This is a genomic window from Actinomyces weissii (assembly GCF_016598775.1).
Classification (GTDB): Bacteria; Actinomycetota; Actinomycetes; order Actinomycetales; family Actinomycetaceae; genus Actinomyces; species Actinomyces weissii.
Genome location: NZ_CP066802.1, coordinates 433,676 through 456,793, shown reverse-complemented (window position 1 = coordinate 456,793; position 23,118 = coordinate 433,676). Strand labels below are relative to the sequence as shown.

The 23,118-nt window shown below is 66.5% G+C and carries 13 protein-coding genes and 1 CRISPR repeat array; of the genes, 6 read left to right on the top strand and 7 right to left on the bottom strand.

The window, feature by feature from the left end; all coding sequences use genetic code 11:
* Positions 1 to 89: 89 nt before the first annotated feature.
* Positions 90 to 2,156, bottom strand: a complete 2,067-nt coding sequence (gene ftsH / locus JG540_RS01850; RefSeq protein ID WP_407648348.1) for an ATP-dependent zinc metalloprotease FtsH — start codon at positions 2,154 to 2,156, stop codon at positions 90 to 92.
* A gap of 458 nt (positions 2,157 to 2,614) precedes the next feature.
* Here ftsH and JG540_RS01845 point away from each other — a divergent pair, with 458 nt between their 5' ends.
* Entirely contained in the window at positions 2,615 to 2,779 is a 165-nt protein-coding gene (locus JG540_RS01845; RefSeq protein ID WP_200276415.1) for a hypothetical protein, read from the top strand.
* Between the two features lie 751 nt (positions 2,780 to 3,530).
* Here the strand turns inward: JG540_RS01845 and JG540_RS01840 are convergent.
* The 5 genes from JG540_RS01840 to JG540_RS01820 all read right to left on the bottom strand — a co-directional run bounded on the left by JG540_RS01840 (position 3,531) and on the right by JG540_RS01820 (position 10,033).
* Positions 3,531 to 4,199, bottom strand: coding sequence for an AIM24 family protein (locus JG540_RS01840; RefSeq protein ID WP_200276413.1), 669 nt, complete (start codon positions 4,197 to 4,199; stop codon positions 3,531 to 3,533).
* Between the two features lie 373 nt (positions 4,200 to 4,572).
* Positions 4,573 to 5,127 (bottom strand): hypoxanthine phosphoribosyltransferase, encoded by a 555-nt coding sequence (hpt, locus tag JG540_RS01835; protein WP_200276411.1) that lies wholly within the window; start codon positions 5,125 to 5,127, stop codon positions 4,573 to 4,575.
* A gap of 300 nt (positions 5,128 to 5,427) precedes the next feature.
* The gene (locus JG540_RS01830; RefSeq protein WP_200276409.1) at positions 5,428 to 6,951 is read right to left on the bottom strand and encodes a hypothetical protein; all 1,524 of its coding nucleotides are present in this window, start codon (positions 6,949 to 6,951) and stop codon (positions 5,428 to 5,430) included.
* Between the two features lie 4 nt (positions 6,952 to 6,955).
* The gene (locus tag JG540_RS01825) at positions 6,956 to 7,543 is read right to left on the bottom strand and encodes a hypothetical protein (RefSeq protein WP_200276407.1); all 588 of its coding nucleotides are present in this window, start codon (positions 7,541 to 7,543) and stop codon (positions 6,956 to 6,958) included.
* Between the two features lie 21 nt (positions 7,544 to 7,564).
* Positions 7,565 to 10,033, bottom strand: coding sequence for a hypothetical protein (locus tag JG540_RS01820; protein WP_200276405.1), 2,469 nt, complete (start codon positions 10,031 to 10,033; stop codon positions 7,565 to 7,567).
* A gap of 188 nt (positions 10,034 to 10,221) precedes the next feature.
* Between JG540_RS01820 and JG540_RS01815 the strand changes: the two genes are divergently transcribed.
* From JG540_RS01815 to JG540_RS01795, 5 genes are all read left to right on the top strand, one after another.
* Positions 10,222 to 12,252, top strand: a complete 2,031-nt coding sequence (locus JG540_RS01815; RefSeq protein ID WP_200276403.1) for a hypothetical protein — start codon at positions 10,222 to 10,224, stop codon at positions 12,250 to 12,252.
* Complete coding sequence (locus JG540_RS01810) at positions 12,249 to 14,309, top strand: RAMP superfamily CRISPR-associated protein (protein WP_200276401.1); 2,061 nt, start codon at positions 12,249 to 12,251, stop codon at positions 14,307 to 14,309. The genes JG540_RS01815 and JG540_RS01810 overlap by 4 nt, the downstream gene beginning before the upstream one ends.
* A complete protein-coding gene (locus tag JG540_RS01805) occupies positions 14,306 to 16,099 on the top strand; it encodes an RAMP superfamily CRISPR-associated protein (RefSeq protein WP_200276399.1) in 1,794 nt (597 codons plus the stop codon). The genes JG540_RS01810 and JG540_RS01805 overlap by 4 nt, the downstream gene beginning before the upstream one ends.
* Positions 16,092 to 16,634, top strand: a complete 543-nt coding sequence (locus JG540_RS01800; RefSeq protein WP_200276397.1) for a hypothetical protein — start codon at positions 16,092 to 16,094, stop codon at positions 16,632 to 16,634. Before JG540_RS01805 ends, JG540_RS01800 begins: the two co-directional genes overlap by 8 nt.
* Positions 16,635 to 17,011: 377 nt before the next feature.
* Positions 17,012 to 19,144: an RAMP superfamily CRISPR-associated protein gene (locus JG540_RS01795; RefSeq protein WP_200276394.1), complete on the top strand. Its 2,133-nt coding sequence runs from the start codon at positions 17,012 to 17,014 to the stop codon at positions 19,142 to 19,144.
* A 128-nt stretch (positions 19,145 to 19,272) separates the two neighbouring features.
* A CRISPR array of direct repeats spans positions 19,273 to 22,563; the repeat unit is 37 nt; unit sequence GTCTTAATGCACCTACAGGTGCGTGGTGCTTCCTGAC.
* 278 nt (positions 22,564 to 22,841) lie between these two features.
* Here JG540_RS01795 and cas2 read toward each other — a convergent pair.
* Entirely contained in the window at positions 22,842 to 23,117 is a 276-nt protein-coding gene (gene cas2, locus JG540_RS01790; protein ID WP_267977943.1) for a CRISPR-associated endonuclease Cas2, read from the bottom strand.
* Between the last annotated feature and the right edge of the window lies 1 nt (position 23,118).

The following is a 23,118-nucleotide window of genomic DNA, read 5'->3' as shown; positions in this document are numbered from 1 at the left end:
TGCGGCGCTGCCGGAACCCCCGTCCCGCCCAGCAGCCTCCTGGGGGCAGCCGCCCCCCTCCCCCGCGGGCACGCCCACGACGCCGTCGCTCATGCCTGCGGCTCCGGGGACTCCCCCTGCCAGCCGCCCTGCCCGTAGCCGGGGGCGGCAGTACCGTCAGCCACCGGCGTGGCCGCAGGCGCGCCAGCAGCGGGCACGGCCGCAGGCTCGACGGCGGCCCTGGGGACGCGGCGCGGGGTGCGCGAGCCGGAGAAGTAGCTGCCGGAGGCCAGCTCCTCGTCCAGCACCAGGGAGTCGTCGGAGTGCCACAGGGGCCGCTGCGGCTGCTTGACCACATCCGCGAAGATGCGCTCCAGGTCCTTCTCCAGCAGCGTCTCCTTCTCCAGGAGCTCGGTGGCCAGGGACTCCAGGACGGCACGGTTGCGGGTGAGGATCTCCCAGGCCTCCCGGTGGGCGACGTCGATCAGCTCCCGCACCTGGGCGTCCACGGTGGCCGCCACCTGCTCGGAGAAGTCCCGGTTGGTGGCCGACAGGCCCAGCACCGTCTCGTTCTCGGTGGTGCCCAGCTTGACGGCGCCCACGGCCCGGGACATGCCGAAGTCGGTGACCATCTTGCGGGCGGTGGCGGTGGCCTTCTCGATGTCGTTGGAGGCCCCGGTGGTGGGGTCGCGGAAGACCAGCTCCTCGGCCACGCGCCCGCCCATGGCGTACACCAGCTGGTCCAGCAGCTCGTTGCGGGTGGTGGAGTACTTGTCGTCGCTGGGCATGACCATGGTGTAGCCCAGGGCCTTGCCGCGCGGCAGGATGGTGACCTTGGTGACCGGGTCGGAGTAGGCCCCGGCGGCCGCGCACAGGGCGTGCCCGGCCTCGTGGTAGGCGGTGACGGCCTTCTCGTGCTCGTTCATGACGCGGGTGCGCTTCTGGGGGCCGGCGATCACGCGGTCGATGGCCTCGTCCAGGGCGCGGTTGTCGATCAGCTGGGCGTTGGAGCGGGCGGTGAGCAGGGCCGCCTCATTGAGCACGTTGGCCAGGTCGGCACCGGTGAAGCCGGGGGTGCGCTTGGCCACCAGGTCCAGGTCGACGTCGCCGGTCATGGGCTTGCCCTTGGCGTGCACCCGCAGGATCGCGGCGCGGCCCGCCATGTCCGGGGCCTCGACGGCGACCTGCCGGTCGAAGCGTCCCGGCCGCAGCAGGGCGGGGTCGAGCACGTCAGGGCGGTTGGTGGCGGCAATCAGGATCACGTTGGTGGAGGCGTCGAAGCCGTCCATCTCCACGAGCAGCTGGTTGAGGGTCTGCTCACGCTCGTCGTGGCCACCGCCCATGCCGGAGCCGCGGTGACGGCCCACGGCGTCGATCTCGTCCACGAAGATGATCGCGGGGGCGTTCTCCTTGGCCTGCTCAAAGAGGTCGCGCACGCGGGAGGCACCCACACCCACGAACATCTCCACGAACTCCGAGCCGCTCATGGAGTAGAAGGGGACGCCCGCCTCCCCGGCCACGGCCTTGGCCAGCAGGGTCTTACCGGTTCCGGGCGGGCCGTAGAGCAGCACACCCTTGGGGATCTTGGCGCCCACGGCCAGGAACTTGTCGGGCTCGGAGAGGAACTCGCGGATCTCCTCCAGCTCCTCCACGGCCTCGTCCTCCCCGGCGACGTCGTCGAAGGTCACGTCCGGCATCTCCTTGGAGCCGACCTTGGCCTTGGACTTGCCGAAGCCCAGCGCCCCGGAGCGGCCCCCCTGCATGGAGCGGAACATCCACCACATCAGGCCGATCAGCAGGGCGGTGGGGATCAGCAGCTGGAGCATGGAGCCCCACCAGGAGCTGGTAGGCACCACCGTGTTGAAGCCGCCCGCGGGGTTGGCGGCCTGGATCAGCTCGTCAACCTGCTTGGCCTGGGCCCCGGAGTAGGAGAACTTGACCTTCTTGCCCAGGACCTGCTCGCGCTGGCCCTCCTTCTTGGGCACGGCCTTGTAGGACTCGGTCAGGGTCAGCTCCACCGACTGGTTGCCGTCCACCACCGTGACGGACTCGATGGTCTTGTTCTCCTTGAGCAGGGCCAGCCCGTCGGAGGTGTCGATGGTGCGGAAGCCGCCCAGGGAGCTGACCAGCAGCCAGGTGAGGGTGGCGATCAGGATCACGGGGACGAGCCAGAACATGGGGTTGCTGAGCGTCCCGCGCTTGCGGCGCGTGTCCGGGCGGTCCTTACCGGACTCCTTGCGGCGGGAGGAGTCCTGCGAGGGCTTGTCGGTCTTCATGGTGGCGTCCTGGTCCCTTCTGGCTTTCGACCAGTGAACGCTAGCGGACTTGCGGGCGTGAGTGCTGCCCTGGCCGCCACTTTTCGCGCCCGGCGTGGCGGCAGGCCGCTGCGGTAACAGCCAGGTCTCGAAGCCGGGGGCGGCCCGACGCCCGAGGCGGGTCTAGCTGGCGGCTGCCCCCTGGCTGGGTCTCTGGCTAGGGGTGCTTGAGTGCCTGGCTGGTGCGCGACAGACGCAAGCACCTGGGCACCCCTGGGCACCACTCGCATGCCGGGGCACCCCTTTCACCTCCACTGGTGCATTTCGGCGCGAGTGGTGCGGAATTCCGGCACCACTCGCGCCGAAATGCACAAGTCAGGGTGGGGTGGGCACAGCCCGACGCCGGGGGCGGTGGGGGCGCGGACGGCTGGATGGTGCACGACGTACGCAAGCACCTGGGCAGCCCCTGGCTAGGCGTGCTTGGACGGGTGTACGGCCGTCACGGCGGCAGCCCGCCTGCCAAGGGTGCCCAGGCGCCCGGCTGATCGGTTTTGTCACTGGTGGAGGATTAGAACGGCCCCCTGGCACTGGAGCCAGGAACTTTCTGACTTGATTCCGCGATAGTTGAAGGTTCACTGGTTGGTGCGGGGGCTTGTAACTCTCCGCCAGTGACAAGCCCCCCACCGGGCCAACCCTTCAGGAGAAGACGCCAGCCCACCAGTCAGGGGCGCCCAGGCGCCCGGCTGATCGGTTTTGTCACTGGTGGAGGATTAGAACGGCCCCCTGGCACTGGAGCCAGGAACTTTCTGGCTTGATTCCGCGCTAGTTGAAGGTTCACTGGTTGGTGCGGGGGCTTGTAACCCTCCGCCAGTGACAAGCCCCCACCGGGCCAACCCTTCAGGAGAAGGTCCGGTCCACCAGTCAGGGGTCTTTGCAGTTCTTTTGACTAGGGACGACGCCGCGCCGAGTTCGTCCCTCCAGTCAGGGGTTCTTGGCGTCCCAGGCCAGCTGACCTCCGCCCAGCGCACCATGCGCGCCCTCGGGACCTGGACCAGCGCCGCTCTGCGCGTACTGCCCGCCCCCTGGGCACCACCCGCGCACCCGGGCCCCCTGCACCTTCGCCTCCACTTGTGCATTTCGGCGCGAGTGGTGCCGGAAAACCGCACCACTCGCGCCGAAATGCACAAGTCAGGGTAGGGTGGGCACAGCCCGACGCCGGGGGCGGGTCTAGGTGGCTGCGACCTCAACCACGACCTCGGCCGCGTCCAGGACGTGCCCGGCTGGTAGCCGTCGTAGTCAAGAGGCGCCGACGATGGGGACGCCTTCGGAGGGCTGGACCACCACGAAACCAGGCCCGTGGAAGCCCAGCTGGAAGGACTCACCAGAGCCACGCCCTATCAGCGAACCCACCTTGAAGGTCGACTTGACCTGCGGCTGCAGGTTCGCGGACCAGCACACCGCCGCCTGCGGGTCCACGAAAGTCGGCTGCTGCGAGCAGTCCAGCACCATCGGAGTACCGTCTGTGGATACCGCCGCCACCCCGTGCCCCTGCAGCAGCAGGTTGAACAAGCCGCCCGCCAGCAGCCCCGAGTTACCAAGCATCCGGATGTCGTACTGCAAGGTCGCGTCAAAAGCCAGCAAGGACCGCGTGTTGATAGTGATCGCGTCCCCCTCCAGCTGCAGCAGGAAGATATTCTGCGCCGCCCGCGCGAAGAACACCTCGCCCTGACCGTTGACCCGCATCAGGTTGCCGCCCTCACCGGTAACAGCCTTCTTTAGCATCCCGCCCAGGGAACCAGCACCCTTATAGCTGAAGTCCATGGCCCCCTGGTAGGCGACCATCGCCCCCTGCGCTGCCAGCACCTCCGGCCCCATCAGCACCCGCAGCATCTTCTGCGACTGCAAGGTCCAACGCTGCTGGCTCTGCTGCTCAGCATGAGCCTGATCAAAGATCGCACTACGCACAAGGACTCCTTAGGGAGGTCTGCCAGGGGACCGCCCCAGGCTATCCCGGTGGCCACGCGCCGGGTAGGACCTCAGCGCACCATGTGCGCCCCGGGAACTGGACCCACGCCGCACCGTGCATACTGCCCGCGCCCCCTGGGCACCACCCGCGCACCCGGCCCCCCTTCGCCTCCACTGGTGCATTTCGGCGCGAGTGGTGCGGAATTCCGGCACCACTCGCGCCGAAATGCACAAGTCAGGGTGGGCCCGCCCCGACGCCGAACCTCACGGCCGCCCCACACATCACTCACGGCCTCCCGGCACGTCACGCGCCAGGTAGGCCCGACGCCCGGGCCCTATGGACTCGGTAGCCAGCCCGCCGGGGACGCCGCCGTCAGCCCTCGTAGACGTGAGGGGCCAGGGTGCCGATGAAACGCAGGTTGCGGTACCGCTCGGCGTAGTCCAGGCCGTAACCGACCACGAACTCGTTGGGGATGTCGAAGCCCACGTAGCGCACGTCCACCTGCACCTTCATGGCCTCAGGCTTGCGCAGCAGGGTGGCGATCTCCACGCTGGCGGCACCCCGGCTGGAGAGGTTGCCCAGCAGCCAGGACAGGGTCAGGCCCGAGTCGATGATGTCCTCCACGATCAGCACGTGCCTGCCGGTCAGGTCAGCGTCAAGGTCCTTGAGTATCCGCACCACCCCGGAGGACTTGGTGCCCGAGCCGTAGGAGGACACAGCCATCCAGTCCATGTCGGCGCTGCGGCGCAGACGGCGGGAGAGGTCCGCCACCACGTAGACGGCCCCCTTCAGCACCCCCACCAGAAGCAGGTCCTGGCCCGCGTAGTCGGCGTCGATCTGCTGGGCCAGCTCGTCCAGACGGTGCCCGATCTGCTCCTCGGTTATGAGGACCTGCTGGAGGTCGTCCCCCATGTCCGCTGCCTGCATGCTGTCGGCTCCTTCCGGTCGGGCTGACGCCGTCCGGCGCCACCCTGGCCCCACCAGAGTGCCACAACCGGCCTAGCGGGGCCCGGCTTCATGGTCGCGATCGCACGGGCATTCTGTGTGGCCACAACCAGCCTAGCGGGGCACGGCAGTCTCACGGCCCGCCGCGCAAGATCGTCCCGGCCCCCCACCATCAGCCACCTAGGCCCCACCCAGGATCACGGCCTGCGCCACTGCCCACCGTCAGCCACCGCCACCGCGACACCGTCGGCCCCCAGCGCAACCGCGCACGCCTCAACGCCGTCAGCGCCCCCAGCGAGAGCGGGCCCAGCGCATCACCAGCCACCAGGCCAGGAGCCCCAGGACCACCGAGGCCCCCAGCCCGCCCAGCAGCCACCAGCCCCACGCCACCGGGTGCCCCAGTATGCTGTGCTGCCGCACGCCGATACCTTGCGCCGCCTCCCAGTTGGCCCATACCTCCATGAAGATGCCCAGCGGCATACCCACGAAGGTCAGCACGGCCAGGGCGACCTCCATGACGCGGCTGGAGCGGGCGCGCGCCTCCTCAGCCTCCTGCTCCGCGCGGCCGATGCGCATCAGCACATTCTCCCGCAGCCGGTGGGCCTGGTCCCGCACCTCCTCAACCATGAGCGCCACCCGGTAGGTGCGCAGCAGGTAGTCCAGGAAACCGTCCAGCTGGGGGTCGTTGTCAGTCATGGTGCTCCACTGCTCGGTCACCACGAATCCGACCGTCTGCGAGTCGAGATCTATGACCTGGTCCACCTGCTCAGCGCAGTGCGGCTGGACAGCGGCCAGGCGCTCCATCAGGGATGCAGCCCGGTAGCGTTGCAGGAGCATGAGCAGCACCGCCTCCAGGAACCGGCCCTCCATGTGCAGCAGGGGGCGGAAGGAGTCGTGTGCCAGCTGGATGAAGGCGCAGCCGTAGGACCCGGCGTAGGCCGTCCAGGTCCGGGAGAGCTGGTGGACCTGGCCGAGCAGCTCGGCGGCGTCGGCGTCCTCAAAGCGCTTGCCCCCGCGCCGCGGCAGCTCGCCCCAGAGCCAGGCGGAGACCTGGGCGGGGGCGACGTCGGCGGGGAACTGGTTCGGGACGGTATTGCCTTCACACTGCGCTCCGGGATTCAGCGCCCGATCCTTAGGCACGTAGGTCATGCAGTAGGGGGCGGCGGCGACGCTCCCGTCGGCCTCGGTGGCACCGTAGCCGTGGCCCACCTGGTTCCTGTCCACCGGCTCCGGCAGGCAGGTGGCGACGACGTCGCCCGCGGTCCGCTCCAGCTCGCGGCGGCCTGCGGGCTCACGCATGATGCCCCGCACCCAGCTGAAGGCCTCCGTAGCGGTGGGCTCGTGCAGCACCGTGTGCAGGGCCAGCAGGAGGCGGGTGGTCTCCTGAGCGGGGGCGTCGTGCGGGCTCTCCTGGTCTGCGATGGCGGGCCTGATGGTCTCTACGTGCAGCACGTCGCAGGCCAGCACCTCAAGCTCCGGCCTGGAGCCGGGCGCCCTGCGGTCCTTATCTCTAAGGAACAGCGGCACGGGCTGGGCGGGCAGCAGGTGACGGCGGTGCTGGGGTGAGAGCAGCCGTCGCCGTACGGGCTCACGCAGCCTGCGGGAGGCGGCGTCGTAGGTGACTGGCGCGCCCTCAGCGCTGGAGATGACCACGGGGCCGGGTTGCAGGAGTTCACGCCACTGCTCCCAGGTGCCGGGCACCTCCCAGGGGACCACGATGACCAGCCGGGGCGCGTTGTTGTCCTCCTTAGTGATCTGCAGGCCCAGGGTGGCGCCGCTGCCGGGGAGTGTGGGGGTGGTGGGCACGGGGTCATCCTTCCTGGTGGGCGGCCTGGGGCTGCACTGCGTGGAGGCTGGCCAGGCGGCGGGCGGAGGTGACCTGCCCGGCGGCGTCGCGCTGCAGGTCGTCTGGCCAGACCAGGTCGGTGCGCTCCGGGTGGTGCTCGGCGACGACGCGGCTGGTGACGTACAGCGTGCCGGGGCAGGGTGCGGGCAGCGGGGGCTCCAGGCCGGTGACGGTAGCACCGACGGCGAGCTCCACCGTGGCCACGACGGTCAGGGCGTCCGGGGTGTCTGAGGTGCCCGAGGTGTCTGAGGTGCCCGAGGTGTCTGAGGTGCCCGAGGTGTCTGAGGTGCCCGAGGTGTCTGGGGTGCCCGAGGTATCCGGGGCGTCCGGGGTGTCTGGGGTGCCCGAGGCGTCCGAGGTGCCCGAGGCACCCGGGGCTCCTTCCCCGGGCTCTCCTGGGACGGGTGGACGACTGACCTGCAGGGTCTGCCGACTGCCTTGGCTGAGCAGCAGGCGGGGGACGGTGCCGGAGGGTGGCAGGCGCAGCTCGGTGCCGTCCGCCAGGGCCAGCACCACCTGGTGGGGCGTGAGGTTATTCAGCGTGAATGACATTTTCTGGCTCGCTAACACCTGTTACTGGAGCTTGGTCTCAATGTCCTGGCAGAGCTTGTCAAAGTCCTGCTTCCAGGTGGAGGCCGTCAGGTTGATGGATTGTTCTGCGGCACCCTCAAGCAGTTTCTTCTTGGTCAGCCTAAGCACCGTAGGGTAGGACCATTCCTCATAGTCATAGAAGAAGGGGTTAGGGCGACCATCAGTCGGCCCGTTCTTAAACGGGCAGCACGCGGCCGCCTCAAAGGCTTTCCGCGACGCCTCACCCCCATGGGTGACTACCAGGTTGTTGCGCACTTGGTACAAGAGGGCTAGGAGGTCACGGTGACTAGCCTCTATATTGCCCGCACACGCACCACCACCCGTGGAGCCAAACCGACGCTGCCGCCACCCTACTCTTTCAGTATACTCAATCTGACGCACCAGGAGGGTGCGATTATTGCTCTTAAAGTCCAGAGCTTCTGCGACGACGACCATGAGGCGCATCTTGACCAGCTCGTCGGTGGCGGACTCCCACAGATGCGCCACCACTTCCAGCAGGTCCATGAGGACTGCGGCACCTTCATCTGGAGCGTCGTCGTTGTTGGCGGCATGCAACAGCTTCTGCCGGAGTTTGCTACAGCGTTCCGCCAGATCATGCATCTGCCCGTCCCCTGCCTCTAGCACGCGCACCGCACTGAGCAGGTCCAGGCGGGCCAGGCTCTCCTTGGCGACCTCCAGCAAGGCTTTCCGGGTGTCCCGGTGGAGGGCGACCCGGTGGAACTGGGGGGCCGCCCGGTCGCCGTCTACGAAGGTCTGCAGGAACAGGGGTGCACCGTGGTCCGCGCACCACTTCTGCGCCGCCTGCAGAGCGCCGTATACAGCAGGCTTCTGGCCAGTACCCACCAGCACGACCGCCGCCGGACGCTTTGCCCGGAGAACCAGTGAGACCTGCGCCGACACCGCTTCCATGATATCCGGGGTGGCCAGGTACTCCGACGTGGCCGCACCCCCGTAAGTTATAGAATCAACCGATATTGGAGACATACGCGCCCACTCTCCGTGGAGTGCGGCGAGCATGCCGCCAGCCGCGTTCTCTAACGCGACCTTCTTAGACTTTGGGTCCTCCGAGTGGAGGAGCAAGAACTCCACCTCCAGCGGCAGGCCGTCACTGAGCAGTCCTCCTGGAACCGCCGCCTTTAGAGCGGGTGGAACTGGAGAAAGGAGCACTCGTTGCGGAACCGGTTCACCCCGCTGCATGGTACCGCAGGGCACAATGTAGAGAACCGGCCGCTCCCCCGGTCGAGACACCCAGTCTGGGAGCTCCCGCCCCAGGCCGAGGTCCTGTAGCACGTACCTGACCTCACTCAGCCGCGGCTCCCCCAGATCATGTACGGCCTTCTTGCCGATCTCATTAAGTCTGCTTTGGCCTGCCAGCCACCTGGCACTTTCGGGACAATCCGGACCTTGCGACCGCACCTGCTCGGAAGCCGCCCTTATCGCTGCCCCTAAAGGAGCCCCCCTCCTGAAGAGACTAACTCTTTCACCCCTCTCCGCATCCTCTCTTTCGCTCCCATCAGCACTCTCATTTCGACTCTCACCCGCACCCTCTTGCGCAAGCATCTGGCGGTAGGCCTTCTCCACCCAGGGACGCACCAGCAGGCCCGCCGTGCCGTCGGCTCGCGCCATGTCCAGGGCGAGCAGGCGGCCCAGGTCCTGGGCGTTCAAGTGCTCGGGATCCTCTCTGAGTCGACGAGACAGAGCGACAATCTCCCGGTGCGTCCCGTCGACAGGCCGGGCACCAGCACCCAGCCTCTCGGCCAGGCGTTGCGCCTGCTCCAGGTACCCCATAGAGCGCAGCCAGTAGAAAGCGGCTTCCTTGTGGGAGGTCACCTCAAGCAGATGCGCCGCCTCCTTGCCCTCCCCTGGAGCCACCGCCAGGCGCCAGCTGCAGGCAAGCTCATCTAGCAACCCCATTGCTGCGAACACGATCATGGAGGCCCCGGAGATGCCGTTTACCACATACTCGGCCTCACCCAGTTCTCGTACTCTTTTCTCCAGCGCCTCTACGCCAACCTTCTCACGCAGATCGGCTTCAATCGTCTCAACTTCCACCTTGAAGCCGTACCTAGATTCAAGCTGTTTCTGCACGTCTGACAACCCATAGGCTTCCTCAAGGCGTTTAGCCACAGAATCGGTGGGAGTCCTTGCGTTCCCACTCTTGCTGTCGAGCAGCAGCACCCTTACCGCACCCCCTCCTGCCAGACCAGAGGCTTCTATAGAGTTCAGCAGCAGCGTCACCGGCGGCACGGGGAACCGACCGTCTCCCGCCCCCTCCAAGAGCATTTTGGCGACCGCCTCGGTATCCGGGGCAGCAACACTGTCCTTCAGCCGCTTCCGAGGCTCCACATCCGCCTCTTGCCTCTCCCTGGGATCCATCTCGACGATGTCGATCCCCAGGTCCCCGGCCCCCACGGCACTTATAACAACAGTCACGGCTTCCTTGCCTCCCACTTCATCATGAGCTAAAGCCTATGGATGGGCGCCCACCGCGCAGCGATAGCCCTTAGTCCTTGCAAGCCCCCTGAAAGGGTTTTGCGGGCCAGTGTAGAACCTGCTTCACAGTTATCGCGCGCGCCGGGCAAGCAAGTGGCAGACTGCCACCACCAGCCCACCTGAGAGGACGCCCGATGCAGCTCGTGATGCTTGAGACCAACGGGAACCAGCGTTACATCTTCTCCTCGCCCCGCCTACGAGAGAACATCGGTGCCTCCGCCCAGCTCTCACGGCTGAAGGATTGGGTCACCACCGCCGTACGTTCCTGCGGGGCGGACAAGGGATGGCCCGAGGAGCGCCCCGAGCTCTGCCCCACCGGCTCGGCAGCCGACAAGGCGGACAGCAGCACCCCAGCCTCACTGCTTACCCGACAGTGGGTCTCTCGCTCCTCCGGCAAGGTCATCTTCATGGTGGAGACCGAGGAACAGGCCCAGCAGGTGATCGGTCATGTCACCCGCACCGTTCTGGCGCAGGCTCCCGGTCTGGACCTCTCCGGCGTCTACATCAGCATGGGTGACAAGAAGACGGTGGACCGGCAGCTGCTGGAGGAGGTCCATGCCGAGGCGAGCAGGTACGCGCTCAACCGTCCGCCCGCAGAGGCCCGTTTCAGCCAGATGCCTTTCCTGGCCCAGGCCAAGGACTCCAACCTACCTGCCGCCCCGCCCCTGGACATTCGGGATGAGGCTAATGACGACAAAGCCACTCCCCATTCCCTGCCTTCCCGGGTCAAGCGCTACCAGGCCTACCAGTCCCGCACCCGCCTAGCGGGTCTGGCCAGCGGCCAGTCCGAGCTGCTGGCAGAGCTGAAGAAGGGCAGCAAGCTGGCGCTCAACCCCACCGAGCTCGCCAACGCCCTGAAGCAGGAGCTCACCCAGGCCTTTAACCCCAGCAGCACCGTCCCTGAGCAGGACGCTCAGGGCAGCAGCCAGGACCTGCGGGACTTGGAGAAGCGCTTTGAGGACGAGCGCTACCCCTCCGCGCCCCCGGTCCCGGACGAGCTCCAGGGGGCTCAGGATGCACCGCTGTCCAAGGTCGCGGTCATCCATATTGACGGCAACGGCGTGGGCGCGATCATGCTGAACCTGGACCTGGCCATGCAGCGCGTCGCCCCCGAGGACTTCAAGACCGCCACTGGCTGCGAGCGGAAGGACTCGGACGCTACCAGGTGCTTTGTACTGGCCGTCAGCCAGCGTCTCGACCAGGCGGTCACCGCCGCCTTCGCGCAGGCCTGGGCCGATGTAGCCCGCTGGGCCTCCGCCAATCCTGCGGACCCGGCCGCAGGCTTCCAGGTCGCGCCGGTGGTACCGGTGATCCTGGGCGGAGACGACGTCACCGTCATCACCAGCGGCGACTACGCCCTGCCTTTCGCTGCCAGCTTCCTGAAGCACTTCGAGCAGAACACCGGCGCGGACGTCCTCCTGCGGCACCTGCACGCCGTCGGCCAGGAGTCGGTGACCGGCCCTGGCCCGATGACGGCGGCGGCCGGGGTGGCCATTGTGCGCCGCAACTTCCCCTTCCACGTGGCCTATGACCTGGCCGAGCGGCTGGTCAAGCGGGCCAAGGGCGTGGGCAAGGCCCAGCAGCCCACATGCTCCACCCTGGACTACCACGTGCTGTTTGACACCACCGTGCTGGAACCTGCCGAGCTGCTGGCCAGCTACAAGGGCTTCACCACCCGGCCCTTCCGCCTGCAGCCGGAGCCAGCCACAGGCAGCCCCGCTGAGCCCAGCCCCGCCACAGGCAGCCCCGCTGAGCACAGCCCCACCGGCGCCAGCACCCCGGAGGACGGCCCGCAGTACGCGACCTGGGACTCCGTCTGCCGTCGCACCGCCCGATTCAAAGGCTTCCGGGACGCGCAGGACCAAGCGGACCAGATCCTGCCCTTCCCGCACACCCGGGCCGCCCGTATCCGCAAGCTGCTGTCGGACGCGGAGCAGAGCGGCAGCCAGAGCGAGCAGGCCGAGACCCTCAGGCAGGTGGACGCCCAGTGGGAGGACGCCAAGAAGGAGGTCCGCGCCAACCTGGACACCGAGCTCGGCGGTCCGCACACGCTCTACGACCTGCTGGAGCTCGGCGAGCTGCTGCCGGACTCCTTCCTCAGCGAGGCCACGAAGCTGGCCCCACCAGTTCAGTCCGCGTCAAGGAACACCCGGACCAGCACAGAGGCCCAGTCATGAGCAACGAGACCACCTCCCTCTCCTTCCCCCTCACCCTCGTCTTCCACTCCGACTGGGGCGTGTCCACCGGCACCGGCGTAGTGGGCGGCGTCGACTCCGTCATCGAGACGGATACCGCTGGCCAGCCGGTGGTCCGCGGCACGGTGCTGACCGGCGTGGTGCGGGCCCAGGCCCGGCAGGCGGCCGCCGCCCTGGACGACGGCCCCTCCGGCCCCTGGAACAGCTTTGCCGACCAGCTTTTCGGCCCGGCGCCGGACGACACCCGGGAGGCCGCCGCCCGCCCCCGGCACAGCCACGTGATCTTCTCGGACGCCTGCGTCCCGGTGGGCCAGCGGGTGCCGGTGCATGAGGTCATCTCCCTGTCCATCGACGAGCAGACGGGAACCGCCCGCGAGAACTTCCTGCGGGTCTTCGAGCGGGCGGGAGGCTGCCAGCTCCAGGGCACGGTGACCCTGGTGGACGTGGACGCCCAGGGCCACGCGCTCAGGTGGACCGAGGCCCAGCGTGACGCCGCCCGCCTGCTGCTCTCCCTGGCGGGCCTGCTGGTCCGGGGCATCGGCTCCAACCGTTCCGACGGCGACGGCGTGTGCGACGTACTGATCGGGCAGGCGGCCCCGCCGTCGCAGGGGTCAGGGCCGGAGCAGCCGAACCTGGCGGACGCGGCCACCCACAAGCAGGAGGTGCGGCGGTGGTGCGCCCAGGCCCTGGACAGCCTGGAGCCGACGGCGACGGCGGGCGACATCCAGCTGGAGCCCAGCGTCCCCACGCCTGCGGCGCCGTGGGACAGCCCGGAGGTTCCGCGCCCCGGCCAGGGTGGGGTGGCCCCGGCGAGGGTCCCGGCGGGGGACGGTGCCGGGTCAGCCTCGCAGTGGTGCACGACCACCCTGCGCATCGACCTGCTCACCCCGCTGGTCTCCTACGAGGTGCCTTTCTCCAACGAGGTGCGTTCCCTGGACTTCCTGCGGGGGACCGTGGTGCTGCCCTGGGTCCACCAGCTGCTGCGGCGGGCGCTGCCGGATGACCCGGTGGTGCGCGACGCCGTCGTGAGCGGCAGGCTGCTGGTCTCTGACGCCCTGCCGGTGGTGCAGGGCTGCCGGGGGCTGCCCACGCCGCTGGTGCTCACCCGCCCCAAGGCGGACCAGCCGGGGCAGTGGTGGCTGGAGGTGAGCAACCGGCTGCTCGCCGCCCCGCCCCCGGAGGTGCAGTCCCCCATGCGCAGCGGCTTCGTGTTCCCGGGCGTGGCGATGCCGGGCCAGCAGGAGGCGCAGCCGGGGCAGGCTCAGCCGGGGGACCAGACGCAGCAGGCGCAGCCGGTCAGCGGGGCCTGGGGCGTTCCGGCACTGACCGGCCGCCAGGGCACGGCCCACAGCGCGCAGACGGGCGCCACCAAGGACGGCTCCCTGTTCCTGGTGCGGGCCCTGCCTGCGGGCATGCGCCTGGAGGCCACAGTCACCTTGTCCAAGGACCTGGCGGAGCGGCCGGGGGTCCGCCAGCTGCTCACCAGGATGGCGGGCGCTGGTAGGAGCGTGGAGGCGCGGCTGGGGCTGCGCCGTCTGAGCGGGGCCTATGGCCAGACCCGCTGCTGCTTCACGCCGCTGGTGGAGGTGACGGCGCCGCAGGTCCAGGCGGGCACGACCACGCTGTGGTTCACCGCGGACGTGCTGGCGCGCTCGGCCGCGCTGGGTCCGGGCGGCTCCCTGACGGACCTGCTGGGGGCGTTTAGGCGTGCGGGCGCAGCCCTGCGCCTGGCGGAGGGCGAGGCGGACCGGTACCGGGCAGGTATCCGGCACCGGCGGGTGGACACCTGGTCCCCGGCCAGCTCGCAGCCCCGGGCCACACGCATGGCGGTCCAAGCAGGTTCGGTGCTGCGTGTGGAGGTACCCCCGGAGGCCACGACGGCGTTGACACGGCTGGCCCTCACCGGCGTGGGCAGCCTGACGGCGCAGGGCTTTGGGCGTTTCGTGGTCGGGCACCCCCTGCTGGAGCAGGAGGCCTTCAACCTGCGCACGCTGCGCCGTCACGACTTCATCCACACCGCCCAGGAGGCGCAGTCATGAGCCGCAAGCGTTACAAGCTCACCATCCACCTGAGGACCGACTCACCGCTGCACTCCGGCGGGGTGGACGAGGTGGCGGACCCTAGCCGTGAGGGCGTTGAGCGGGAGGTGGTGGCCAGGCGGTTCGCGCGTGACGCCCACGGCGAGCCGGTGCTGACCGGCCGCTCCGTGAAGGGGGCGGTGCGGGCGGCCTGCGCGCAGTACCTGGCTGAGCTTCCGGAGGGCGACGCGCTGGGGCGCCAGCTGCGGGAGGCGGAGCGCAGCCTGTGGGGCGACCAACGGGGCGCGCCGCAGAACAGTGCGCCGCTGCGGGCCAGCGCCCTGACCTTCCGCACTGTCAAGCTGCCGCAGACGGCGGTAAAGGAATCGCAGCAGGGGCAGGCAGCGCAGGCTGGCGCCCAGCAGACGGCGGGGGCCGGGGAGGCGCCGGGGCTGCCGCAGCGGATGGGCAACGCCATCGACCGGCGTTGGGGGACCGTGGGGGACGGCGCCTTGTTCGCGCACGAGTTCCTGCCCCGCGGCCACAGCCTGACCCTGGTGGTGACCGCGGAGGCTGCTACGGAAACGGCTCCGGCGTCGTCAGCGGAGGGGGACGCCCCGGTGCGGGCTGGGGCGGAGCAGGTGCCGCCGATGGCCACCACCGCGCAGGTGGAGCAGGTGCTGGCGCTGATCGTCGGGCTGTTCCAGGCGGAGCGGATCTGCTTTGGCGGGCGGCAGGGCGCGGGCTGGGGCCGGGTGGTGCTGGATGCGGATCACCCCTACGAGCTGCGTGCCTTTGAGCCCACCTCCCGGGCGGGCCTGCGGGCCTTCCTGGCTGAGAAGCCGCAGGCCGCTGAGCTGCCCTCCCTCGTGGACTGTGCGGCCCCGGCGCGGACCAGGATCGAGATCGAGTGGGACAGCCCCACGGGAATCCTGGTGGCCGATCCGGGCCTGAGCAAGCAGGAGAAAGTAGATCGGGCGCAGGAGCGCAGGAGCGGCCCCCAGGAGGGCTGCGATGCAGTGCCAGCTATGCCTCTGCGGGACTCGGGCGGCGACGACGGCCCCCTGGTGCTGCCGGGCAGCTCGGTGCGGGGGGCGCTGCGTGGCCGGGCCTCACGAATTGGGCGCACCGTGCTGGCGAACTCGCCTGGGCCGCACCTGCGCTCCTGGGAGGGCGAGGGCCTGGGCGTCCATGAGCAGCTGGCGGATGACCCGGCGCTGGTGCGGGACCTGTTCGGCACCACGGAGCGGCGCGGGGCCCTGCGCGTGCTGGACACCCTGACTGCGCAGCTGCGCGACCGGCCGCGCCGGGTCACCCACAATGCCTGCGACCGCTGGACCGGGGGCGTGGCCGAGGGCGCCTTGTTCTGCGAGGAGCTCTATGACAAGTCCTGGAACAAGATCGTCCTGGAGCTGGACGCCAGCTGGTTGCAGCGTGCTGGTGCGCAGGCGCTGGGCAGCGAGGCCAGGGGCGCTGACCGGGCGAAGGCGGCTTTCTGCCTGCTGGGGCTGGTGCTGGCGGAGCTGGCCACCGGAACTCTTCCCCTGGGCGGCAAGGGCACCCGGGGCCTGGGGCAGGTGGAGGTCCGGGCGCTGCATGTGCAGGGTCTGGAGTGGCTGGGGCTGGGGTCGGCTGAATGGCACCTAGGGGCCGCCGCCGAGGCGCAGCGGCCGGGCCAGGCGGTGGCGCGGGAGCTGCTGGCCAGGCTGCGGGAGGTCAACAAGACGATCACCGCTAATGACGGCGCTAGGGAGGCGACCGGCTGGTCGGCCTACCTGGTGGAGACGGCGCAGGAGGAGCAGCATGGCTAAGTCGTGGAGCAGGCGGCCCTTAGAGGGGGCCTGCCTGGAGGTCGTGTCCTTTGAGCAGGATGACCTGGTGGGCCTGCTGGGGCGGGTCGCGGGTCCTGGGGGCGCGCTCCAGGGGGTGGCTTATACGACGTCGCAGGCCTTCGCGGTGACTGAGGTGGTCCTGGGGGCCGCCCCTGCCTTGCGGTACCTGGCCGACGGCGCGCTGCGGGAGGTGCCGCTGGGTACGGTCTACGAGCTGCGGCTGTGGCGGGTCACGGCGGGCCTAGAGGCCGCTGACGGTGGTCTGCTGGCCTGTGAGTGGCGGTGGCTGAACGGCACGGGCGCCGTGCAGGTGACGTTACGGGAGGCTGCGGGTGGCGACGGCGGGGCGGGGACGACGACCTGCTGGTCCCGCCCGAACGCCTACCTGCAGCACGGGGCGACGCTGCCCAGCAAGTCGCCTCAAAAGATGGACAGTATCGAGGTGTTCCAGGAGCACGAGTACGGGAACACCGTTTTCGTGGACGAGCTCATGACCGGAAAGTGGGGCGCATGATGGCGAAGAACAAGCGGCCGCGGAGCTCCAAGAGTGTTCGGCCCAGTAACGGGGAGTCACCTAGGCCTCAACCGGTAGCACCACAGGTACAGGTACCGCCACCAGCGTCCGCAGCGAAGACGGCAGCGGCGGAGAAACCGACCCCGGCAGCGAGTAAGGCGGTGCCGAAGCCTCATGCCCCCAAAGACGGCGCGGGTGCGACCCCCAAGCCAGGTTCGCACGGAGGTGGCGAGTGGCACCACGCCTACAACGGCGTCCCGGCGGTGCGCCTAGACAAAAAGAAAGGCAGTAGCTCGTTCTACCGGGACCGGGGGCCTTCCACGCTGGACCACCTGGCGCCGGGCCGAGTCTCAGGGCATATCGACGTATCCATCAAGGTGGCGACGCCTACCGTTCCGGGACAGCAGGCAGCTGGATCGGCAGGGCTTCGCCAGGTGGTGGTGGCCTCGCGCAGCGGCGACCCGCTGGGGGCACGCAGCTGGGAGGATGCCACTATTCCGGCGACCTCGCTCAAGGGGATGCTCTCCAGCGCCTATGAGGCGGTGACCGCCTCCCGTATGCGGGTGTTCCGGGAGCACGACCATGTGCTGACCCACCGGCGCACCACCCAGGAGTCCACCTTCCTGTACCCGGTGCTGCTGGTACCCAGGGAGGACGGGAGCGGTCTGCGCGCCCGGGTGATGCTGGGAATGAATCCTAAGCCCAGGAACCCACACGAGTGGAACAACCCTAGGTACGTGTGCGCTGCGGTCCTTCCTGACAGCCTGTATGTGGCGGCCAACTTCCTGGAGGCCGACGGTATGTATGTCTTCACCGGCTCAGCGGACCGAAGCAAGCAGAGAGGGGATAGGGCGCGCGCAGAGGAAAGGCTGACAGAACTACGCGCCGTCACCCCACACTTCAAGGAGATTGACTTCTCGGTTGAGCTGGAGCATTTCTATAGCAAACAGAAGCGCGCGATAGTCAACAAGGTGGGAAATGCGTTCTTCTGCCGTTCGAAAAAGGACAACGCGGAGAAACAGTTCGGCCTGCGCGGCATCGTGGTACGCACGACTCCGCAGGCCGGACAGTCGCTGATTGACACCAAGCACTCGGAGTTCGTGTTCTTCGACAAAAACAAGCAATCAACTTTCCTGCCTGTTGACGATGGCGTCCTGAACAACCTGGTGGAGGTCCTGCACTCCTACCTGGCGAATATCCGCACCCTGGAGCAGCAGGAGCTGCGTCGGCGCGCTTGTGGAGCGAGCAGCGACTCCAACACCCGGAAGTCGTCCGACCCCAGCACCTGGCTGGTGGATGTCCTAGACAAGGGAAAGTACGGCGCTCCCGGCCGCAACGCCGGCCGCGAGCAGATACTCTCATTCTTGGAGGACCTTGCCAGCAAGCTAGCCAAGCACAACCGTGGCATACCTTTGTTCGCGACGGTGAGGCAGGGCCGCATCACAGAACTCAGCCCCTCCCAGGTAGGCAGGCGAGCGGACGGTACCGCCGTCGCTCCCGCCGTTCTGGCCGAGGAGGCACGTACCCGCCCTGCCTTGCGCATGGAGGAGGCTTCTCCTGGTGACAGGCTTTGGGGGTTTGTGGCCGACGGCAAGATGGACGGCCAGGACCAGGGCGCCGCACTTAGAGGACGTGTGCGCATTGAGGCAGTGGAGCCTGAGCCTTCGGGTGGCAGTGAGAGTTTCTTACAGCTTCCTGCCTCTGGAAGCAACGGCTGGCTGCTGCCCACGCTGGCGAGCCCGAAGCCCTCTACCGGTTTCCCTTACCTGCGCCGCACGGATGGCGGCGCCTTAGACGAGAAGACTACGCGCGCGCATACCTTCCAGAGGGGGCAGACCTTGATCCGCAAGGTCTACCCGACGCACCGGCTGCTACGGGATAAGCAGATTGCCGCCGTCCCGGGAGTGAGTAACCTTAACGGGGACTCCGGTTCCGCGGATACCGTAATCGGCTCCTATCTGGCACCTGGGGCAAGGTTCCGGACTCGTATTCACTTTGATGGCCTGGAGCCTGCCGAGCTAGCGGTGCTGCTCTGGCTGCTGAGCCCGGAGCGACTGGTTCCCCAGTCGGAGCGCCACACCGATGGCGGCCAGGGGATCGGCTACCACCACATTGGCCTGGGCAAGCCGCTGGGCCTGGGGGCCGTCGAGGTGCGGGCCACCAGGGTGGTGCGCCGTAGCAGTAAGACTATTGGCCAGGGTTACCAGAGCCTGTCTTCTTGCCTGGGGCTGGATGGTGAGAGCCTTGACGCTGAGCTGGAGAGCACGCTCTCTGACCTGCCCTCTGACTTTGAGAAGTCTCTGCCGGTGCGTGCCTTCCAGCGGGCCGCTTTTGGGTGGCGCTCTGGCACCGTGTCCTACCCTGGGGCCGGCGAGGCCGCGAACGGCGACCTGTCTCCGATCATCAACTGGTTCAAGGAGCGGGAGGAAAACAGGGTGAACCACAAGCTGAACGGGAAACAGCTTTCTCGTAAGTACGACCTGCCTCCTTTGGCGACGTCCGCAGATTAGCCTGCCCCACCCGCTTACCCACCTCCGGGGGTGCGCCAACCCATTGGCGCACCCCCGTTTTTGCTGCTCAACAGCCGCGAGGCGATTCCTGACGACCACTGCTGGTACGACCAGCCTCCCCGCCTGTGATCATAATGCACCTACAGGTGCGTGGTGCTTCCTGACACCCCAAGAGTAGCGACTACATACGGCTCTCCGGAGGTCTTAATGCACCTACAGGTGCGTGATACTTCCTGACTCGTAGCAAATTGGGTTTGTGATAACAAGCCGCTTGTCTTAATGCACCTACAGGTGCGTGGCGCTTCCTGCCCCCACTACGAAAGGAACCACAATGCTCAACGTTTTGTCTTAATGCACCTACAGGTGCATGGTGCTTCCTGACACGCTAGCAGCCGCACTCTTCTGACCCGAAAGCCAGTCTTAATGCACCTACAGGTGCGTGGTGCTTCCTGACTGTCGAAGACATCTGCGGGCACATCATGTGCCGCATGTCTTAATGCACCTACAGGTGTGTGGTGCTTCCTGACCGAGCTGACCAGTCGCGGTGTGCCAGCCTGGCTGCCGTCTTAATGCACCTACAGGTGCGTGGTGCTTCCTGACCCAACCACAGAAAGGACTTCGCAATGTCTACTGACACGTCTTAATGCACCTACAGGTGCGTGGTGCTTCCTGACCTGACCCTGGCCGAGGTGGCCAGGGTATTCAAGATGGTCTTAATGCACCTACAGGTGCGTGGTGCTTCCTGACCGGCTGACGAAAGAGACCTTTGGGTCGCCCAGCTGCTGTCTTAATGCACCTACAGGTGCGTGGTGCTTCCTGACTTGGGTCATCGAGATTGTGGTAAGCGGTCAGGTGTATGTCTTAATGCACCTACAGGTGCGTGGTGCTTCCTGACGAGGCCGCCACCGCGAACGGGGTGGAGATCATGAGTCTTAATGCACCTACAGGTGCGTGGTGCTTCCTGACGGTTGCTCGAGGAACGTGATGCCCGTGAAAAGTCATGTCTTAATGCACCTACAGGTGCGTGGTGCTTCCTGACTTGTCGTCGAAGGTACAGACCCCAAGCATGACGCGTCTTAATGCACCTACAGGTGCGTGGTGCTTCCTGACCAGGGGAAGCTATGTTTCTCGAGGGCCTCTTCCAAGTCTTAATGCACCTACAGGTGCGTGGTGCTTCCTGACGTGCGTGTCCGACCGAGGTCGAGTGCGAGGCGTCAGGTCTTAATGCACCTACAGGTGCGTGGTGCTTCCTGACGTTATATGCGCTAAGTGAAGAAGATCACCAGAAGGTCTTAACGCACCTACAGGTGCGTGGTGCTTCCTGACGCGCCTCAAGGACCGCCAGGCGCTTCTCCTTGGTGTCTTAATGCACCTACAGGTGCGTGGTGCTTCCTGACACAGCACCGGCAGCGCAGGCGTGATCGCCTCGTTGTCTTAATGCACCTACAGGTGCGTGGTGCTTCCTGACGATCAACCTGAAGAATGGGAAGTGGTCGATCCACCGGTCTTAATGCACCTACAGGTGCGTGGTGCTTCCTGACACAGCTCCGTGATCAGTGCGGCGCTTGACCGGTCGTCTTAATGCACCTACAGGTGCGTGGTGCTTCCTGACGCCTATGAGGCCGGAGCCAGGGAGTTTGCCATCGTCTTAATGCACCTACAGGTGCGTGGTGCTTCCTGACACTCCGAAACACCATCGAGAAGGCGCTTAGGAAGGAGTCTTAATGCACCTACAGGTGCGTGGTGCTTCCTGACGCCTCCTTCCGGGAGGCCTGTGAGAACTTCCAGAAGTGTCTTAATGCACCTACAGGTGCGTGGTGCTTCCTGACAAGAATAGGGGTGGCAAGAAAGGGGCGTAGGAGCGGTCTTAATGCACCTACAGGTGCGTGGTGCTTCCTGACCCGCTCTGGCAACAGCCGTTATCGTCCTACCTGTGGTGTCTTAATGCACCTACAGGTGCGTGGTGCTTCCTGACTTATGGCTTATCTACATTGCTGTCCGGGAGTTGAGGTCTTAATGCACCTAAAGGTGCGTGGTGCTTCCTGACGAGAGGCGGAAGATATGACAATAGAACTGGTACTCGTCTTAATGCACCTACAGGTGCGTGGTGCTTCCTGACAAGAATAGGGGTGGCAAGAAAGGGGCGTAGGAGCGGTCTTAATGCACCTACAGGTGCGTGGTGCTTCCTGACGGGCGTGCCCCATCGCCCGGTCCCGGCGGGTGGAGTCTTAATGCACCTACAGGTGCGTGGTGCTTCCTGACAGCGGTCTTATAAAGGACCTCAACGCCGTCCTGGGTCTTAATGCACCTACAGGTGCGTGGTGCTTCCTGACAGCGGTCTTATAAAGGACCTCAACGCCGTCCTGGGTCTTAATGCACCTACAGGTGCGTGGTGCTTCCTGACGAGAACCTAGCCGAGCTAGGGTTTTCCAGACAGAAGAGTCTTAATGCACCTACAGGTGCGTGGTGCTTCCTGACGGCCCTTCTGGTCCCGAACTTCGGATCGGAGCTTGGTCTTAATGCACCTACAGGTGCGTGGTGCTTCCTGACATGGTGTTCCTTTCCCCCTTAGGGGCTCTTCTGGCCCGTCTTAATGCACCTACAGGTGCGTGGTGCTTCCTGACGGACAATGTGGTCGAATCACCCGAACCCGGCGACACGGTCTTAATGCACCTACAGGTGCGTGGTGCTTCCTGACGCGACAGAAGATTGCCGAAGAGTTCGGAGAGCAAAGTCTTAATGCACCTACAGGTGCGTGGTGCTTCCTGACGGGACTGCGAGGAGAGTTCCTAGGGGATCGCCTATTGTCTTAATGCACCTACAGGTGCGTGGTGCTTCCTGACTCGATACATAAGAATCGATGATCACTAACCCTTCTAGTCTTAATACACCTACAGGTGCGTGGTGCTTCCTGACAGGACAGCGAGTGAAACATGAGAGATAATTAGAAAAGTCTTAATGCACCTACAGGTGCGTGGTGCTTCCTGACTCATCAAGGGGGACGAGCGGTTCGCCGCCTGCTTGTCTTAATGCACCTACAGGTGCGTGGTGCTTCCTGACGAGAAGGCACAGAAGTTGGAGGCCAAATTGGCCTTGTCTTAATGCACCTACAGGTGCGTGGTGCTTCCTGACGCGTATTATCCAGGGTGGCCTTACGGCCAGCCAGGTCTTAATGCACCTACAGGTGCGTGGTGCTTCCTGACTGTCGTCGTCAGCGACAACGGCCGATGGACGGTCAGTCTTAATGCACCTACAGGTGCGTGGTGCTTCCTGACGCGTATTATCCAGGGTGGCCTTACGGCCAGCCAGGTCTTAATGCACCTACAGGTGCGTGGTGCTTCCTGACGTGACAGTTCGCACAGTGGAGAAAGTCTCTCCCATTGTCTTAATGCACCTACAGGTGCGTGGTGCTTCCTGACCCTGGCCCCCAGAAGCCTTGCAATCACGCCACTTCCAGGACCCAGAGCGCCACTGGCCCCGCAAGCACCCCACAGGACCGGCCAGCACACCCCCACTATACCCACTTTTCGGCACAATCAAGCCAAGCGCCACCGACACCCCAAAACCACCCCCAGCCACCGACTTCCAACGAGACCAAGCCAAAAAGTCCCCCTCCAAACACCCCAACCAGCAAACACACAGCAAACTCCCAGCAATCGGCCCTGTCGCCGCTCCGCAGTACGGGCCGCCCCTAGCCTTACCAGACGCCCCGGTACAGTCCCGCATCGTCAAGCGACGGTGCGGTCCCGTGCACCTCGCAGCGTCCCACGCAGGCGCTGCACAAGGGATACAGGTGGACCACGTCGTCCACGTCGTCGATCAGCTCCTTGACCCGTGCCCGCACCTGCTCCAGCTCGCCCTCAGCCAGACGCAGCTGGAAAACCGACTCCTGCAGCCTGTACCCCCACCCTTCCAACGCCGTCGCCAGGCGAGCGCGCCGTGTGTTGCTGGCCACGTCATAGGCTACGATCACC